Source organism: Vibrio sp. THAF64 (assembly GCF_009363455.1).
GTDB lineage: Bacteria > Pseudomonadota > Gammaproteobacteria > Enterobacterales > Vibrionaceae > Vibrio > Vibrio coralliilyticus.
The window spans coordinates 514,177-531,849 of sequence record NZ_CP045355.1 but is presented as its reverse complement, the minus strand read 5'-3'; the positions used below and the strand labels follow the sequence as shown (position 1 = coordinate 531,849).

Annotated in this window: 18 protein-coding genes and 1 other RNA gene; 11 read left to right on the top strand and 8 right to left on the bottom strand. The window is 46.3% G+C overall.

Annotation, left to right across the window (positions count from 1 at the left end; translation table 11 throughout):
• Positions 1-22: 22 nt before the first annotated feature.
• Complete coding sequence (gene rpoE / locus FIU99_RS02520) at positions 23-601, bottom strand: RNA polymerase sigma factor RpoE (protein ID WP_006957798.1); 579 nt, start codon at positions 599-601, stop codon at positions 23-25.
• A gap of 383 nt (positions 602-984) precedes the next feature.
• On the opposite strand from rpoE, the gene nadB reads away from it, so the two are divergent.
• The gene (gene nadB, locus FIU99_RS02515) at positions 985-2,601 is read left to right on the top strand and encodes an L-aspartate oxidase (RefSeq protein ID WP_006957799.1); all 1,617 of its coding nucleotides are present in this window, start codon (positions 985-987) and stop codon (positions 2,599-2,601) included.
• Between the two features lie 13 nt (positions 2,602-2,614).
• Here nadB and FIU99_RS27730 read toward each other — a convergent pair whose 3' ends face one another.
• The gene (locus tag FIU99_RS27730) at positions 2,615-2,929 is read right to left on the bottom strand and encodes a hypothetical protein (protein ID WP_039951233.1); all 315 of its coding nucleotides are present in this window, start codon (positions 2,927-2,929) and stop codon (positions 2,615-2,617) included.
• Positions 2,930-2,981: 52 nt separating this feature from the next.
• A complete protein-coding gene (locus tag FIU99_RS02510) occupies positions 2,982-3,242 on the bottom strand; it encodes a succinate dehydrogenase assembly factor 2 (protein ID WP_006957800.1) in 261 nt (86 codons plus the stop codon).
• A gap of 187 nt (positions 3,243-3,429) precedes the next feature.
• On the opposite strand from FIU99_RS02510, the gene ygfZ reads away from it, so the two are divergent.
• From ygfZ to FIU99_RS02495, 3 genes are all read left to right on the top strand, one after another.
• Entirely contained in the window at positions 3,430-4,398 is a 969-nt protein-coding gene (ygfZ, locus tag FIU99_RS02505) for a tRNA-modifying protein YgfZ (protein ID WP_152471989.1), read from the top strand.
• The gene (locus FIU99_RS02500) at positions 4,388-4,861 is read left to right on the top strand and encodes an aminoacyl-tRNA deacylase (protein WP_039951234.1); all 474 of its coding nucleotides are present in this window, start codon (positions 4,388-4,390) and stop codon (positions 4,859-4,861) included. The genes ygfZ and FIU99_RS02500 overlap by 11 nt, the downstream gene beginning before the upstream one ends.
• Positions 4,862-5,487: 626 nt before the next feature.
• Positions 5,488-5,694 carry a DUF1107 domain-containing protein gene (locus FIU99_RS02495; RefSeq protein ID WP_006957803.1) on the top strand — a complete coding sequence of 69 codons (207 nt, stop codon included), beginning with the start codon at positions 5,488-5,490 and terminating at the stop codon, positions 5,692-5,694.
• Between the two features lie 53 nt (positions 5,695-5,747).
• On the opposite strand, the gene FIU99_RS02490 is transcribed toward FIU99_RS02495, so the two are convergent.
• Genes FIU99_RS02490 through FIU99_RS02480 form a run of 3 tightly spaced genes read right to left on the bottom strand, consistent with a single transcriptional unit; the run spans position 5,748 to position 8,766 of the window.
• Positions 5,748-6,974: an FAD-dependent 2-octaprenylphenol hydroxylase gene (locus FIU99_RS02490; protein ID WP_152471988.1), complete on the bottom strand. Its 1,227-nt coding sequence runs from the start codon at positions 6,972-6,974 to the stop codon at positions 5,748-5,750.
• 25 nt (positions 6,975-6,999) lie between these two features.
• Positions 7,000-8,178 (bottom strand): 2-octaprenyl-6-methoxyphenyl hydroxylase, encoded by a 1,179-nt coding sequence (gene ubiH, locus FIU99_RS02485; protein WP_006957805.1) that lies wholly within the window; start codon positions 8,176-8,178, stop codon positions 7,000-7,002.
• Positions 8,179-8,190: 12 nt separating this feature from the next.
• The gene (locus FIU99_RS02480) at positions 8,191-8,766 is read right to left on the bottom strand and encodes a YecA family protein (protein WP_006957806.1); all 576 of its coding nucleotides are present in this window, start codon (positions 8,764-8,766) and stop codon (positions 8,191-8,193) included.
• 235 nt (positions 8,767-9,001) lie between these two features.
• On the opposite strand from FIU99_RS02480, the gene FIU99_RS02475 reads away from it, so the two are divergent.
• The 7 genes from FIU99_RS02475 (at position 9,002) to glpQ (ending at position 15,143) form a co-directional block, all read left to right on the top strand.
• Complete coding sequence (locus FIU99_RS02475) at positions 9,002-9,310, top strand: cell division protein ZapA (RefSeq protein WP_006957807.1); 309 nt, start codon at positions 9,002-9,004, stop codon at positions 9,308-9,310.
• 19 nt (positions 9,311-9,329) lie between these two features.
• Positions 9,330-9,512, top strand: a non-coding RNA gene (gene ssrS, locus FIU99_RS02470) — 6S RNA.
• Between the two features lie 31 nt (positions 9,513-9,543).
• On the top strand, positions 9,544-10,131 hold the full coding sequence (locus tag FIU99_RS02465) for a 5-formyltetrahydrofolate cyclo-ligase (RefSeq protein ID WP_006957808.1): 588 nt from the start codon (positions 9,544-9,546) through the stop codon (positions 10,129-10,131).
• 63 nt (positions 10,132-10,194) lie between these two features.
• Positions 10,195-10,851: a ribose-5-phosphate isomerase RpiA gene (rpiA, locus tag FIU99_RS02460; RefSeq protein WP_006957809.1), complete on the top strand. Its 657-nt coding sequence runs from the start codon at positions 10,195-10,197 to the stop codon at positions 10,849-10,851.
• 253 nt (positions 10,852-11,104) lie between these two features.
• A complete protein-coding gene (serA, locus tag FIU99_RS02455; RefSeq protein WP_006957810.1) occupies positions 11,105-12,334 on the top strand; it encodes a phosphoglycerate dehydrogenase in 1,230 nt (409 codons plus the stop codon).
• A gap of 337 nt (positions 12,335-12,671) precedes the next feature.
• Positions 12,672-14,036, top strand: a complete 1,365-nt coding sequence (gene glpT, locus FIU99_RS02450; RefSeq protein ID WP_006957811.1) for a glycerol-3-phosphate transporter — start codon at positions 12,672-12,674, stop codon at positions 14,034-14,036.
• Between the two features lie 51 nt (positions 14,037-14,087).
• Positions 14,088-15,143 (top strand): glycerophosphodiester phosphodiesterase, encoded by a 1,056-nt coding sequence (gene glpQ, locus FIU99_RS02445; RefSeq protein ID WP_006957813.1) that lies wholly within the window; start codon positions 14,088-14,090, stop codon positions 15,141-15,143.
• 60 nt (positions 15,144-15,203) lie between these two features.
• Here the strand turns inward: glpQ and ilvN are convergent, their stop codons facing one another.
• Both ilvN and FIU99_RS02435 read right to left on the bottom strand, forming a co-directional pair.
• On the bottom strand, positions 15,204-15,698 hold the full coding sequence (gene ilvN, locus FIU99_RS02440) for an acetolactate synthase small subunit (protein WP_006957816.1): 495 nt from the start codon (positions 15,696-15,698) through the stop codon (positions 15,204-15,206).
• A gap of 1 nt (position 15,699) precedes the next feature.
• Positions 15,700-17,424, bottom strand: a complete 1,725-nt coding sequence (locus FIU99_RS02435) for an acetolactate synthase 3 large subunit (protein WP_006957818.1) — start codon at positions 17,422-17,424, stop codon at positions 15,700-15,702.
• Between the last annotated feature and the right edge of the window lie 249 nt (positions 17,425-17,673).

Sequence of the window (17,673 nt, the reverse complement as noted above, 5' to 3'; positions counted from 1 at the left end):
TTCACCATTAACGTTACTGGTACTAGCGTTGCAAAAGGGGTTGAATCTTTTTCTCAACCGCTTCACGAGCTCGGAAGATACGCGAGCGCACCGTTCCAACAGGACAATCCATCACCGCAGCGATTTCTTCGTAACTCAAGCCATCAAGCTCGCGCAACGTCATTGCGGTTTTTAAGTCATCAGGTAGTGCTTCGATCGCACTAAAAACTACTTGCTTCAATTCCTTGGACAACGTTAAGTTCTCAGGGTTCGAAATTTCTTTTAATGCACTACCAGTTTCGTAATATTCAGCTTCTTCAGTATCCACATCTTGCGCAGGCGGTCTACGACCCTGAGCGACGATGTGGTTTTTCGCAGTATTAACAGCGATTCGATATAACCAAGTATAGAAGGCACTTTCGCCACGAAAACTTGGTATAGCGCGATACGCTTTAATAAATGCTTCTTGTGCTACGTCAGGTACATCCCCCGGATTATTGACGTAGCGAGAAATAAGATTACATACTTTGTTTTGGTATTTAGTGACCAACAAATTAAATGCTTGCTTATCTCCATTCTGAACTCGCTCAATTAACACTTGATCGGTCAGCTGCTCGTTCATTCGAGCGGGTACTCCTATTGTTATTAACCCCTATCTTGTCAGATATGAGCATTAATTATGCAAAATGTAGTATTGACACCACTGCTTACTTGAGCACTATTGTGACTCAGTAATGAATATAAAGTTCAAACTTTCTTCGAATTTTATTTGAGAAGTGATGGACCAGTAACTTCTGTTCCAGATTGTGGGGACGAAAGAGTTCAAAAGCAATGTTATTTACGAAGAATTGCATTCACTCCAGTGCTACTATAGTGAGCTAACTCTGGTATTTTCAGAGTCCATATTGCAATTTTAAATTGATTTAAGAGCGGGAACGCTCTGTAGCTGACGCTAAAAAGTTGGATTGGCGCCAGTACAACTTAACTCGGGAATTTAAAAGTTTTATGAACGCAAACCGTGAACATCAATGTGATGTGTTAGTGGTGGGTAGTGGCGCAGCCGGTCTGTCGTTAGCGTTACGTGTCGCGGAATATGGCAAAGTCATTGTATTGAGTAAGGGGCCAAGAAGTGAAGGCGCTACATATTACGCTCAAGGTGGTATTGCCGCTGTTTTTGACGAGTCAGACAGTATTGAATCGCATGTAGAAGACACACTAATAGCTGGCGCTGGCCTTTGTGAGCAAGAAACCGTTGAGTTTATCGCTGAAAATGCCAAAGAGTGTGTCCAGTGGCTGATCGATGGTGGGGTCCCATTTGATCGTGAAGATGGTGACAGTGACGAAAAACCTCGTTACCACCTGACGCGTGAAGGGGGTCATAGCCACCGTCGAATTTTGCATGCCGCGGATGCTACCGGTATGGCCATGCAAACGTCCTTGCAAGATAACGCTCACAACCACCCAAATATCACGGTCCTAGAGCGACACAACGCACTCGATCTAATCTGCGAAGATAAAGTCGGTGGCGACAGCAAGAAAATTGTCGGCGCTTATATCTGGAACCGAAACCAAGAACACGTTGAAACGGTTCGAGCCAAGTTTGTAGTACTGGCAACAGGTGGCGCGTCTAAGGTTTATCAGTACACCTCTAACCCTGACGTTTCCTCTGGTGATGGTATTGCGATTGCGTGGCGAGCAGGCTGCCGGGTTGCGAATATGGAGTTCAACCAATTCCATCCAACTTGCCTGTATCACCCTGAAGCACGAAACTTCCTGCTCACCGAGGCTCTGCGTGGTGAAGGCGCTTACCTGCGTCGTCCGGACGGCACTCGCTTTATGCCAGACTTTGATGAGAGAGAAGAGTTAGCTCCTCGTGATGTCGTCGCGCGTGCGATTGACTTTGAAATGAAACGCCTTGGGGCTGACTGCATGTATTTGGACATCAGCCACAAGCCAGCAGATTTCATCGAGAAGCACTTCCCGACCATCTACACACGCCTGATGGACCTTGGCATCGACATGACCAAAGAACCGATTCCGGTTGTACCTGCGGCCCACTACACCTGTGGTGGCGTAATGGTCAATAAACAAGGTGAAACGGATCTGTCTCAACTCTATGCCATTGGCGAAGTGAGTTATACCGGATTACATGGCGCCAATCGAATGGCATCAAACTCACTGCTAGAGTGTGTTGTTTATGCGTGGTCAGCGGCCAACGATATTATCCGCCGAATGGATACTGCCGAACTTCCTCCTTCTCTTCCAGCATGGGATGAAAGTCAGGTTAGCTGTTCTGATGAAGAGGTTGTGATTCAGCACAACTGGCACGAATTGCGTCTGTTCATGTGGGACTATATGGGAATCGTTCGTACCGATAAGCGCCTAGAACGCGCGCTACGTCGTATTCAGTTGCTGCAGCAAGAAACGCACGAGTACTACAGTAACTTCAAGGTATCTAATAACTTACTTGAGCTACGTAACCTACTTCAAGTCGCGGAACTGATGGTGCGCTGTGCAATGGAGCGCAAGGAAAGCCGCGGTTTACACTACACGCTCGACTATCCGGAACTGGCCCCAGACAGCGGCCCAACCATCCTTGAACCAGAGAAAATCGATTCTTAATAATAAAGGGAGCTTAATGCTCCCTTTTTAATATCACTAATAACTGCCGATAGTGCTCTTCCTTAACACTGTCTCGCCAAATTATTCTCTTGCGGCCAACTTTAGGCCAGATCAATATTCCGAACCAGGCTAAGCTCAAAATACTTCTTTGTATCTCGATGGGCTCACCATCCATTTCGCAGGAATCCGTAGAAGAGAAAACTAAGCCCCCTTGCATCGGCTCAGCAAACCAGTTTGTTTGACTATGATATTTAAGGAGTAACGCCACCGTAAAGACGGTAGCCGTCAGCGGGAGTTCGGAAGTAATCAAAAAACAACAGGCCAACATCAGGAAACTGATGTTGGCCTGTTGTGAAACGAATGACGTGGAGGCGAAGAGCCTAACGCACTTTACTGAGGTTGTGGGCAACAATCTTGTCGACCATAGAAGCGTGACCTAAGTTTTCACTGCGACCGTGGCCCATAATCCAAGTAAACAAGTCTGGGTCATCACATTCAAGCAGAGACACAAAGTCACGCTGCTCATTGTCTTTCAGTTCTTCAAAGCACTCTTCAAAGAAAGGCATAATGACAACATCCAGTTCCAGCATTCCGCGGCGACACGCCCATTTAATTCGCGCTTTTTCTTCGGTGGTGTACATTCTAATTCCTCACCTGTTCGGTTGTTTGCGCCGAGTTTAACAATCAAAATTGCCGACAACTACTAACTCAGTCACACTCCCGAGCTAGCTAACACATTTACGGCATAAATCCATACAGCTGAAAGGTTGTTTCCGTTAGTGCTTAAGCGCTAACATAGTACTATTCGATAGCATTCAGGTAAACATCATGGAATGGCAACACGACTTTGCTCCACTTTCTCTTTCTAGCAATGACTCTCTTCCCGAACTTGTACTCACCCACCTCACGTCGTGGGGAATGATCACCGCACAAGGCGATGATAAAAAGTCTTACCTACAAGGTCAGGTGACCTGTGATGTTGTTCAACTAGCCGAAGATAGCGCTACTTTTGGCGCGCATTGTGATGCAAAAGGAAAAGTGTGGAGCGTATTCCGCTTGTTCCACCACCGAGGCGGTTACGCGATGCTACAGCCAAGCTCCGCGATTGAGACTGAACTCGCTGAACTCAAAAAATACGCTATTTTCTCCAAAATAGAATTTGCACAAAGTACCGATGTATTGCTGGGCTTAATTGGCGATAAAGCGAACCATGTCGTTGAAGAGCTCTCGCAACAACGCGGTGATGTGCGAACTATCGAAGGTGGTACCGCGATTAAAATTGATCAGCAACGCTGGTTGCTGGCCATTGATGCCACTACTGCGGAACAACTATGCCAATCAATAAATGCGACCAAAGCTTGTGAAAACATCTGGACTCGTCTGGATATTGAAGCCGCTATACCTGCAGTCACACAAGAGCAGCAAAGCGAGCATATTCCTCAAGCGCTTAACGTCCAAGCTCTGGGTGGAATTAGCTTCAGCAAAGGTTGTTACACAGGCCAAGAGACCGTCGCTCGTGCCAAGTACCGTGGTATGAATAAGCGCGCATTACAAATCGTCAAAGGCCACTCTGCATCCGAGATCAAAGCCGGTGCGGAGATAGAACGCTCTGTGGGTGATAATTGGCGCAGCGCTGGCCAGTTGATGAGTAGCTACCGCTTCAATGATGGCGTAAGCATCGGCCTTATCGTACTACCCAATAACCTTGATTCTGATACCCAATTCCGTTTGAAAGATACGCCAGATTCGGTCTGGACTATGCAAGCACTGCCGTATTCTCTTGAAGATGACGAATAAGTTTGAGACAAAACTAACCCGCTACTTGACCGAGCAGCGGGTTTCTTTCCGTATCTTGCCCCATCAGTCCCCAGCCATCACCATTGAAGACGCGGCTCAGCAGCGAGGGGTTAGACCAGCTCAGATGGTCAAATCCATGCTATTACGCGATATGGGCGATTTGTATGCGCTGGCTTGCGCGCCGGGTGACCAATCTGTTGATCCCAAAAAAGTGCGAGCATTACTCGGTTGCCGCCGAATGACCTGCGTTGATCTCTCCATGGTTGAAGAACTGACTGGCTACCAGATTGGCACAGTAACGCCTCTGCTGTTGCCGACAGAGATGCCGATTGTCTTTGATCGCCAGCTCCTGAATGAGGAGACGGTTACCATAAGCAGTGGCTCCAACATGGCAGGGATAGCATTGACACGAGATGATCTCATTCGTCTCTGCAATCCAGTACTCGCAGACATCTGCCGTTGATAAGCCTTTCAAATCCTCTTATATCACGTCATACAACTTGCACTTCAATGTGACAAAGATCTCAATAAGAAACATATTCAATTTAAATTATTATTCAAATCGAAAGCATATATAGTCAAAAATAATATTTTAGTTTATGCTTATTTTCGTTGGTTAAAGTGCGAGCGAATTATGATGTATTGCTTGGTGTGTTTAGCTGCTGAGCGTTTGAATAGTAATAAACACACAAATCCTTCTCCAACGAAAAAGTGAATCCACTGATTGTTTCAGGACATCCACTTTTTGTGTAATGCATCTGTGACTATTCGCCCGCAATTATGCGGGCTTTTTTTATGCAAAAAATTTACCGTAAGCTGGCATATTATAAAAAAGTTAAACTATTCTTAGAAATGTCATAAATCTCGGGTTAACTATTGCGCTGAATGATTAACCAAGACGAGTTCCCATCACAGAACATAAGTGAGGTAATTGTCACAATAAAATGGATATTTATCGGGCGTTTTGCCTACAACAACACAAATATCCAAACAAACTCATTTTACTGCATATTCCTCCACCATAATCACATAAATAACAGGCGGAAAATCGTATACTTTGCAGTGCTTGCTAAACATAAGGATTACTCTATGAGACTGTTTAAGCGCTATACACCAGGTATGATTGCTAAACACGTAAGTCGGCTATTTAAGGGAAGAATTTATATCTACGGTATTGGTAAGTTTGAATTTGATAACGGTAAGCTTGTCTTACCGGAAAAAGCCGAACGGCGACACTTCCAAACGGTCAAGGAAGTGAATCAGGAAATTATGAGACTACGCTGTGCATACGCGTAGGCAAGAATTAAAAAGGGTTGGCAATCGCCAACCCTTTGTCATTTAAGATTCCATCAAGGTAAGGTCGCTTCATGATATTGCGCTAATACTGGAAGATTCCCTTTTAGGCCAAGGGCGCGCTTCATGATTTCATCTTTCGCTCCTGGCAATTGTCCTACCAAAGCCATGCCAATGCCTCGCGCTAGCTTTTTCGCAGGGTTATCACCAGCAAACAGATCTTTAAAGCCTTGCATCGCAGCAATCATCTTCGCAGCTTCAGATTTACGCCAGCGTTCATAACTGCGCAAGTTACGCTTAGTGCCGATATCCTCACCTTTACGACATAAGGTCATCACTTCTTGCGCTAGACTCGCAGCATCAAGCAAACCAAGGTTAACGCCTTGCCCGGCTAATGGGTGGATAGTGTGCGCGGCATCCCCTACTAGAGCGACCCGTTCAACGGCAAAGTCACGCGCATAACGCATTTTGAGCGGGAAAGCGAAACGTTGACCAACGACTTCACACAAGCCCAGTCGAGCGTCAAATTCTGCCGTCAGTGACTTGTTGAACTCTTCATCGGACATCGAGACTAAACTCTCTGCTCGATTCGGTTCTGTAGACCAAACAATCGAACTCATATTACTTTCTCCCATAGGTAAGAAAGCCAGAGGTCCTTGTGGGGTAAAGATCTGACGAGCCACTTTGTCATGCGTTTCTGCTGTCCAGATATTTGCAACCACAGCGCTATGTCCATAGTCCCAGTGCGTTAACGGAATATCCTGTTGTTTGCGAACCCAAGAGTTGGCACCATCCGCGCCGACCACCAGTTTAGCTGTCAATGCGTGACCATTGTCCAAAGTGAGCCAAGCTTCACTTTCACCAACCGCCATTGAGCTACACTGTGCAGGCATAAACAAACTGACATTTGACTGCTTCTTCACCTGCTCAAGTAGTGATAACTGAATCACACGATTTTCAACAATGTGTCCGAGATCGGGTTGAGCTAGCTTTTGCGCATCAAATTCAATTCGAGCAAAGCTGTCTTGTTCCCAGACTTCCATCGCCGAGTATGGCGCAGCACGGCGCTCTACAATGCCATTCCAAGCCCCTAAATTACGCAATATGTTTTCACTTGAACGACTCAAGGCTGACACGCGAACATCCGGTAAGTCCGCTAATTCGCTATCAGGTACTCGGCTTTCTATCACCGCAATACGCAAATCGGTATCTTTAAATGCTGCGGCCAAAGCCAGGCCAACCATGCCACCACCGACAATTGCAATATCAACGCTTTGCATCATCTGAATTCAATCCTCATTCAAGCTGCTATCGAGCAACTAAGCCTAAAGTTCTTGCTAATAAAGGCGCTTTCAACACCGGAATATTGTCCATCGCGGCCAAGCTGAGATTTCGACCAATACGTAGTGTGAGATAATCATTAGAAAAAATATGAACCAGAGACGATGTCAGTGAAATCGTCGCACTGCGATCATTTTCGCGGCGGCGTTTAAATTGGCTCAATACCGAATAATCTCCGGGATCGCCGCTATGACTGGCTATCGCCTCAGCCAATGTCGCTACGTCACGAATCCCAAGGTTAAACCCTTGGCCAGCAATCGGGTGCAATGTTTGCGCTGCATTACCAACAATGGCAAATCGATGTGAGGTGTTCTGCTCTCGATAACGTAACAACAATGGATACGCAGCCCGCTGGCCGACTTTTTCCAATTTCCCCAATCGCCAGCCAAATGCGTGCTGGAGCTCTTTTAGAAAGGCATCATCATCGAGCGACATAACGCGCTGTGCATCATCTGGTCTTAAACACCAAACCAGAGACATGCGATGTTCGCTCATTGGCAATAGAGCCACTGGTCCAGAAGAGGTAAAACGTTCGAAAGCGCGACCTTGGTGATGCTCTGCCGTCTTAATGTTAGCAATGACCGCGACTTGCTCGAAGTCGTGCTCGTTGAAATCGAGCCCGATTTGCTGACAGCAGGTCGAAATCGCACCGTCCGCCGCCACCAGCAGTTTCCCACTGATGGTTTGGCCATTATCTAGTTCGATGTGAACGCATTGCTGCTGTCGTTCGATCTGATTAACCGAGGCTGGGCACAGTAAAGTGATATTAGAGTCCTGAGCGACCTTTTCATGATAGAGACGGCCAACATCTGCTAGTTCGACAACATAGCCCAGAGCTTCAACGCCAACTTCGAGGTTATCAATCTCAGTCATACCTGCATGAGAGCGGTCAGAAACATGAATATGGCGGATAGCAGTCGCGAAGGTTGAAATGTCTTCCCACAGCCCGAATTGCTTAAGAATATTCACAGTACCGTACGACAGAGCAATAGAACGAGAGTCAAAGCCAGGATGAGCCTGATGGTCGACTTGGTAAGGCTCGACAACCGCGATAGACAGCGGCTGCTGAGAGAGTTTATTGATCGCCAGTGCCAGCGTCATGCCCGCCATTGCGCCACCAGCAATTACAACATCAAACTGCTTCATGGGGAGTCCTGATTAGTGGATGGTCGGAGCCTTTTGCTCTACCGGCTTTTGGCCAAATTCAGCGTGAATCGTCAGCGCACACGCTTTAACATGTTCAATCACCTGCTCTAGCAGTTGAGCTTGCTCTTGCATATCGTCATCTTCATCGATGCCCAGCTTGGCAATCTCTTCTAAATCTGCCAACGCTTCTTTAACATCCGTTGAAGCTTTTTTCAGATCAGCATTCACAAGGCCTAAGCCAGAAATGTAGTGATTCACCCATTCAGCAACACCGTCAGCGGTATCAAACAGGCTTGCACTGGCATCTTCATCAGGGATCAACATCGAGATATCCATGCCTGAACCGGTAAATTCTACGATGGTTGCGTCCAATGTCGCCTGAGCTAATTGCAGTGACTTAGCAGGCCAGCCCATACCATCATTGGTGTAATCAAAGATTAGCGGTTGCCAGCTTTTGTCTGTCAGACTTAAACCACCGCTTAGCATTCCCGCTAAAAGGCCATGCAGTTCCGCAGGGTTCACCGCCAGACCAGCAGACTGAAGTTCACTTGCTAATGTCAGGTATTCTGGAAGATTGCGTTCGCTCATGAAAGAGACCTAAATTTGCTAAATAAAGCCAATCCTACCATTTACCAAGGCCAGCGAAAACGAGCGATTGCGCAATTGTGGATAGCTTTTACACAATTTGCCCAATTACTGTGTTATTGCGTCATGATTTGTGCACCTTGATTGGGAAAAGCTTGAATCTTAACAAGCCTTTTCCTATAGTTTCCTCCTCGGTGATTGTCTGCATATCACCCCTACTAACGCATTTAGAGTCGGTATGAGTAATCAAGCAGTTGAAGTCGAAATTTTAGGCAAACTAACCCGGGTTAACTGCCCGTCTGGACAAGAAGAGTCTTTACGTAACGCCGCTCAGCACCTTGATGAGCGTTTACAAGACATGGCTGCCAAGACAAAGATTACCAACGAAGTTCAACTGCTCACCTTTGTCGCTTTGAACGTCTGTCATGAGCTCGAAAGCCGTGATACAGTAGATGAACAACAGCAAAATGCGTTAAATGAGCAATTGGAAAAGCTCACGGCATCACTCAGTGATGCACTAAGTAAAGTAAAGCCAGGACAGCAATAGCCTTTACCGCAAGCAAGAATTTACCCTGGAGTGTTCGTGAGGGGATTAAGTCCCTGAGCCGATAAGCAATCCCTAAGGGTTAGTACTTGATAGCTATTGAGCAAGCTCGGCTTGAACCGAGAAGCCTACGGTTATCATTGCTGATCCGCCTTGAACCAGCTGGTTCAAGGGTCAAAATCTCCAACGGCACTCTGGGGTATCCTCCTCGGTACCCAATAACCATGGGTACTCTTATGATTCTTTCTCGACAAGATTTCAGAAAACTAATCCGCACCAAGCGCAATCAACTCAATGATGAAACCCAGCAAAAAGCGGGGTTGGATTTAATTGCCCAATTTGCTCAATTGCCGGAAGTCTCTTCAGCTCAACACATTGCCCTTTACCTGTCTGCTGACGGTGAAATCAATACCGCCCCACTGATTGACTGGTTAAGACAGCGAGGAAAAACGATTTACCTCCCTGTTATCCATCCATTTTCAGCCGGACATTTGTTGTTTCTACGCTACGATCTTGAAACACCTATGGTACTTAATCGCTATAAGATTCAAGAACCTAAACTGGATCAAACCCAAATCATTCCCGCCCGTCAGCTCGAGCTTATCTGTACGCCACTAGTAGCGTTTGATCACCATGGACATCGTCTCGGCATGGGTGGAGGGTACTACGACCGAACGTTGGAGCCTTGGTTCCATCATCAATCTGGGCCTAAACCCATAGGCCTCGCGCATGACTGCCAACAGGTCGAGCAACTGCCCACTGAATCTTGGGATGTGCCTTTACCAAAAATAGTGACACCAAAGCAGATCTGGGATTGGGAATAGCCTTAGATTGGTTATATAATCGCGCCGCAAACGTTAAATTCAAACCTCATTCAGGAGATGGGCATGACTCAAGATGAAATGAAGAAAGAAGCTGGTTGGGCAGCACTTAAGTATGTTGAAAAAGACAGCATTGTCGGTGTTGGTACAGGCTCTACGGTAAATCACTTCATCGATGCACTCGGTACAATCAAAGACGATATCAAAGGTGCAGTTTCTAGCTCAGAAGCATCGACTGAAAAGCTGAAAGGTTTAGGCATTGAAGTCTTTGACTGTAATGAAGTATCGAACTTAGATGTCTACGTTGACGGTGCTGACGAAATCAACGCAGCACGCGACATGATCAAAGGTGGTGGCGCGGCGCTAACACGCGAGAAAATTGTTGCGGCTATTTCGGATAAATTTGTCTGTATCGTAGATGGCACCAAAGCTGTTGACGTTCTGGGTGAGTTCCCTTTACCTGTAGAGGTCATCCCAATGGCGCGTTCTTACGTCGCTCGTGAAATGGTGAAACTTGGTGGCGACCCTGTGTACCGTGAAGGCGTGGTGACTGATAACGGCAACGTTATCCTGGATGTGCATGGCATGCAGATCACCCACCCGAAAGAAATGGAAGATAAAATCAATGCTATCGCAGGTGTTGTGACGGTTGGCTTATTTGCTCACCGTGGTGCGGATGTGGTGATCACTGGCACGCCTCAAGGGGCAAAAATCGAAGATTAATTGAAGCTAGTTTCGGTTATTTCATTACAAACGGCACCATTAGGTGCCGTTTTCGTCTTTTATCCTATAAAAATTATTCCTTATTCCGTAATTTTCTTACCCAAAGTGTATTTTTTTTGTTAACTTAGTGAGCAGAAGACGCACAAGGAAAACGTTTGCGTCAGGCTTTTTGCTAACAAAACGTTTGCTTTAATAACATTACACCGCTTGTGCGCCAGTTAAGCCCCAAATTTCCATTTTAAGGACGAAGACAATGGCCAAAGTTTCACTGGAAAAAGACAAAATTAAGATCCTCCTGCTTGAAGGTCTTCACCCATCTTCGGTAGAAGTACTGCAGGCTGCTGGTTACACCAATATTGAATATCACAAAGGCTCGTTACCGGAAGACGAATTGCTAGAAGCGGTAAAGGATGTTCATTTCATCGGTATTCGCTCCCGCACTAACCTGTCGCAGGAAGTGATCAACGCAGCGGAAAAGCTAGTGGCGATTGGTTGTTTCTGTATTGGTACCAACCAAGTCGATCTTAATGCAGCCGCCGTTCGTGGTATTCCAGTGTTTAATGCCCCATTCTCGAACACACGCAGTGTGGCGGAATTGGTTCTCGGTCAGGTCCTGCTTCTACTGCGCGGGATTCCAGAAAAGAACGCCCTAGCACACCGTGGCATCTGGAAGAAAAGCGCCGACAACTCGTACGAAGCACGAGGCAAACGCTTAGGTATTATCGGCTATGGTCACATTGGCACGCAGCTAGGTATCATCGCGGAAAACCTCGGGATGCGTGTTTACTTCTACGATATTGAGAACAAGCTATCACTTGGTAATGCAACTCAAGTACATACCATGAGTGAACTGCTGAACAAGTGTGATGTGATTTCTCTGCACGTTCCAGAAACCGCGGGCACCAAAAACATGATGGGTGCAGAAGAATTTGCTCGTATGAAACCAGGGGCGATTTTCATCAACGCAGCGCGCGGCACTGTGGTTGATATCGAAGCGCTTTGTCATGCGATGGAATCTGGTCATCTTGCTGGTGCTGCGATTGACGTTTTCCCAACCGAGCCTAAAACTAACGCAGACCCATTTGAATCACCACTGCAGAAGTTCGACAATGTCATCCTGACACCACACGTGGGTGGCTCAACACAGGAAGCCCAAGAAAACATTGGTGTCGAAGTGGCAGGTAAACTGGCGAAATACTCTGACAACGGTTCGACGCTTTCAAGTGTTAACTTCCCTGAAGTGTCTCTACCTGAGCACCGTGACTGTTCTCGTCTATTGCACATTCACAAAAACCGCCCAGGTATCCTGACTCAGATAAACACTATCTTCGCAGAAGAAGGCATCAACATCGCGGGTCAGTATCTACAGACTAGCGCCGATATCGGTTATGTCGTTATCGATGTTGAAACCAGCCGCTCTGAAGAAGCACTTAAGAAACTCAAAGGTATTGAAGGCACGCTACGCGCGCGTATCCTTCACTAAATAAAACCTCAACGCTTTCAAAGCCACTGCCGTTGCAGTGGCTTTTTTAATACTCCACATTTCTGCCCTTACCAAACATCACACCATAATGTTCTCTTGTGAACAAAAACTGTTCATTAATGAGCTTCTTAGTTATCACGAAAACTAGCAATTACGGAATCAAAGTCGAAGTTTTTCAGACTAACTTTCTGTATTTTCGTAAAATTTAATACTTATGCAACATTTATCACAGAAATAACTCTCATTATTCATACAATGCCCAACACTTTCGAACGAAATACATTTTGCTCGTTCGCTTTTCCTTTACTTACCATCGCACAATAACAATGAGGTCCCTATGTTTGGAATCTTCAAACCTAAGGCGCACATCGACCGCTTATCTTCCGATAAGCTCGACAGCACTTATTCCCGATTACGTTGGCAGCTCTTTATCGGTATCTTTGTCGGCTATGCTGGCTACTACTTAGTTCGAAAGAACTTCAGCTTGGCAATGCCTTACCTGATCGAACAAGGCTTTAGCCGTGGCGATCTTGGTGTTGCTTTAGCGGCAGTTTCGATTGCTTACGGCTTATCTAAGTTTTTAATGGGTAGCGTCTCCGATCGCTCAAACCCGCGCTATTTCCTCAGTGGTGGCTTGCTGATGTCCGCGCTGATCATGTTTTGCTTCGGCTTCATGCCTTGGGCAACGGGCAGCATCACTGCAATGTTCATCCTGCTTTTCCTAAATGGTTGGTTCCAAGGGATGGGTTGGCCTGCCTGTGGTAGAACCATGGTTCACTGGTGGTCGCGTAAAGAACGTGGGGAAGTCGTTTCAGTATGGAATGTCGCCCACAACGTAGGCGGAGGCCTGATTGGTCCTCTCTTCATCCTTGGGCTATGGGCATTTAATGACGACTGGCGTACCGCTTTTTATGTTCCTGCTTTTTTCGCCACGCTGGTTGCCATATTTATCTGGATGACAGTTCGCGACACACCACAATCCTGCGGTTTACCACCCATTGAAGAATACAAAAACGACTACCCAGACGACTACGATAAATCGCATGAAAAGGAAATGACCGCCAAAGAAATCTTCTTTAAGTACGTATTTTCTAACAAGCTACTCTGGTCAATCGCCATTGCGAACGCGTTTGTCTATCTCATTCGCTACGGTGTGCTTGACTGGGCGCCGGTTTACCTCAAAGAAGCGAAAGACTTCACGGTTGATAAATCTTCATGGGCTTACTTCCTTTACGAATGGGCGGGTATTCCAGGCACCTTATTGTGTGGTTGGATTTCCGACAAGCTGTTCAAAGGTCGTCGCGCCCCAGCCGGTATCCTGTTTATGGCCTTAGTGACAGTTGCGGTCTTGGTTTACTGGTTCAACCCAGCCGGTAACCCTGCCGTAGACATGATGGCGCTGGTTGCCATTGGCTTCCTGATTTACGGTCCGGTTATGTTGATCGGTTTGTATGCTCTTGAACTTGCACCGAAAAAAGCCGCAGGTACCGCTGCTGGTCTAACCGGACTATTTGGTTATCTTGGCGGTGCAGTGGCTGCGAACGCGATTCTGGGTTACACCGTGGATCACTTTGGCTGGGATGGTGGATTTATCATTCTCGTAGCATCTTGTATCGCGTCGATTATTTGTCTAATTTATGCATTTGTTGGCGAACGTGCTCACCATAAACAGAAAGAAGCCGAAAAGGCAGCACTCGCTTAATACTCATCAAAGAGGCAGCATCGCTGCCTCATTTCAATCAAGGAATGAAGAATGAAAACAACGTCAGTTTGCGCTACATTTCTGGCTCTTAGCCTATCTGCTGGAACATTGGCTAAGCCTCTGGTTATCGCTCACCGCGGCGCATCAGGCTATCTACCAGAACATACTCTAGAAGCAAAAGCTTTGGCTTACGCAATGAAACCGGATTACATCGAGCAAGATGTTGTCATGACTAAAGACGATCAGTTGGTTGTTCTCCACGATCATTATTTAGATCGAGTCACCGATGTCGCTGAGCGCTACCCTGATCGTGCTCGCGCCGATGGCCGCTATTATGCAATTGACTTTACGCTTGCAGAAATCAAAACCCTAAAGGTGACAGAAGGGTTCAATATTGACGACAATGGCAATAAAGTTGCGGGTTATCCGACTCGTTTTCCGATGTGGAAATCCGATTTCAGCGTCCCTACTCTGGCTGAAGAAATTGAGCTGATTCAAGGGCTCAACAAAACGCTTGGTTACGATATTGGTATCTACCCTGAAATCAAAGCCCCTTGGTTCCACCGTCATGAAGGCAAAGACATCTCTTCCGCAGTGCTTAAGCTATTAAAGCAGTACGGCTATGACAGTCAGGATGACAAAGTATACCTGCAATGCTTTGACGCCAATGAGCTCAAACGCATTAACGATGAACTCATGCCTAGTATGGATATGGATCTCAAGTTAGTGCAGCTGATGGCTTACACTGACTGGAACGAAACCATGGTCTACAAAGGCGATACGGCAACCCCGTACAGCTATGATTGGATGTTCGAATCAGGCGCAATGAAGGAAGTTGCCAAGTACGCCGAAGGCATTGGTCCTTGGAAACCTATGTTGGTCGATGATGAATCAACCAAAGACAACATTATTATCAAACCGTTGATGAAAGAGGCAAAAGCAGCAGGCCTAGATGTTCATCCATACACTTTCCGAGCAGATCCAGGCCGTATTCCAAGTTATACGGATAACTTCGAGGGCATGATGGATATCTTCTACAATCAGGTCAAAGTAGATGGCCTGTTTACCGATTTCCCAGACAAAGCAGTTAGCTTTCTCAACAAATAGCCCATAAACAAAAAAGCCTTAGTCCATGACTAAGGCTTTTCTTTAACAACTAATATCAAGTTAAGGCTTCAGTGAACGCTCACCGCGTGCAATCCCCACCACACCGCTTCGCGCAACTTCAATGACATCAGTTACTTCTGAAATAGCTTGAATGAACGCATCCAGCTTTTCACTGGTACCCGCCAGTTGAACCGTGTATTGAGAAGCGGTGACATCAACAATCTGTCCACGGAAGATATCCGCTGTACGCTTTACTTCTGCACGAGCAAAACCACTGGCTTTCACTTTAACCATCATCAGCTCACGCTCAATATGATCAAGCTCGGTGACTTCCTGAACTTTCAGTACATCAATCAACTTATTAAGCTGCTTCTGAATCTGTTCAAGCTGCATGTCATCCGAAATCGTTGTGATGTTCAAACGCGACAGCGTTTCATCATCTGTCGGTGATACGGTTAACGACTCAATGTTGTAACCACGTTGTGAGAACAGACCTACCACTCGGGATAATGCGCCCGGTTGGTTTTCCATTAGCAGTGAAATAATGTGTCTCATATTATGTTCTCTCCGTTTTGCTTAGCCACATCTTGTCCATACCTTCGCCTTTGATTTGCATTGGGTACACATGCTCAGTTTCATCAACATTGATATCAACAAACACTAAACGATCTTTCATTTCTAATGCTTGTTTCAAACCAGACTCAAGCTGGTCTGGAGTTTCAATGCGAATCCCCGCATGTCCGTACGCTTCTGCAATCGCAACGAAGTCCGGAACGGAGCTCATATATGAGTTAGAATGTCTTCCTTGGTAAACAATGTCTTGCCACTGTTTCACCATACCTAGGAAACGGTTATTCAGGTTAATGATCTTGACTGGAATGTCATATTGCAGCGCCGTCGACAGTTCCTGAATGTTCATCTGGATACTACCATCACCGGTCACCACTACCACCTCTTCATCAGGCTTAGCAAATTTAACCCCAAGGCCAGCTGGCAGCCCGAAGCCCATCGTGCCGAGACCACCAGAATTAATCCAGCGACGTGGTTTATTAAACGGATAGTAAAGTGCTGCAAACATCTGGTGCTGACCAACGTCAGAAGCAACGTACGCATCGCCATTCGTCAGCTTGTGTAGTACTTCAATCACCTGTTGCGGTTTAATTCGCTCAGGCGTGGATTCATAAGACAGGCACTCACGGTCACGCCAAGTCTGGATATCATCCCACCAGCTTTGAAGTGCTTCGCCATCATTGGTAGCACCTTGCTCTTCCAGCAGTGACACCATACTCGCCAGTACTTTCTCTGCAGAGCCAACAATAGGCAAGTCTGCTTTGACGTTCTTCGAGATAGATGACGGGTCAATATCAATATGCATTACTTTGGCATTCGGACAATACTTTTCCAGATTGTTGGTGGTTCGATCATCAAATCGCACACCGATACCAAAGATTAAGTCTGCATTGTGCATGGCCATATTGGCCTCATACACACCATGCATCCCCAGCATACCAAGAGAGTTTTTATGCGTACCCGGGAAGGCACCTAGCCCCATCAAGGTACTAACGACAGGTAAGTTTAATGCCTCTGACAGCTTCAAAATCTGCTCATCCGCTTCAGAAATTACGGCGCCGCCACCGACGTAAAGCACCGGCTTTTTCGCCGCAAGTAGTGCTTTCAAGGCCTTTTTGATCTGGCCTTTGTGACCCGTCGTGGTTGGCTTATATGAACGCATTGAAATACTGGCAGGATATTCGTATGGCAGTTTGATCTGCGGATTCATCACATCTTTGGGCAGATCGATAACAACCGGGCCAGGACGCCCTGTTGTCGAAATATAGAAAGCTTTCTTCATGATTTCAGGAATATCTTCTGCTTTCTTTACCAAGAAGCTGTGTTTAACAATCGGACGCGAGACGCCGACAATATCACACTCTTGGAAAGCGTCATTGCCAATCAGGTTGTTAGGCACGTTACCTGAAATCACGATCATAGGAATAGAATCCATATACGCGGTCGCAATACCTGTCACAGTATTGGTCGCGCCTGGACCTGAGCACACCAGAACCACGCCTGGTTTGCCAGTTGCACGAGTATAGCCATCTGCCATATGGGTAGCGGCTTGTTCATGACGAACTAGGACGTGCTTGATTTGATCTGTCTTAGCATGAAGAGCATCGTAGATATCCAAAACAGAACCGCCTGGATACCCAAAAATTTGTTCAACACCTTCTTCGATCAGAGATTGAACAACCATCTCCGCACCGGACAACATTGCTGCCATATTATTCTCCTCACCAGTTTACCAATTAATAAGGTCAACTAATTGGGCTGGTTTTACATAGTCTAGGGCTTATTCGTAGCCTAAATCGAAATACTTCCACTTTTTCGGCTATGTCTTGTTCTGTCGTAACAGAAAACAAGTTCACGCAACAAATGTAACGTTTTCTTATCAAAGGATCTAATGCGACTTAACTCTCATTTTAAACAAGATGCTATTTATCAAACTAATATAAGGAAAGAACACCAGCCG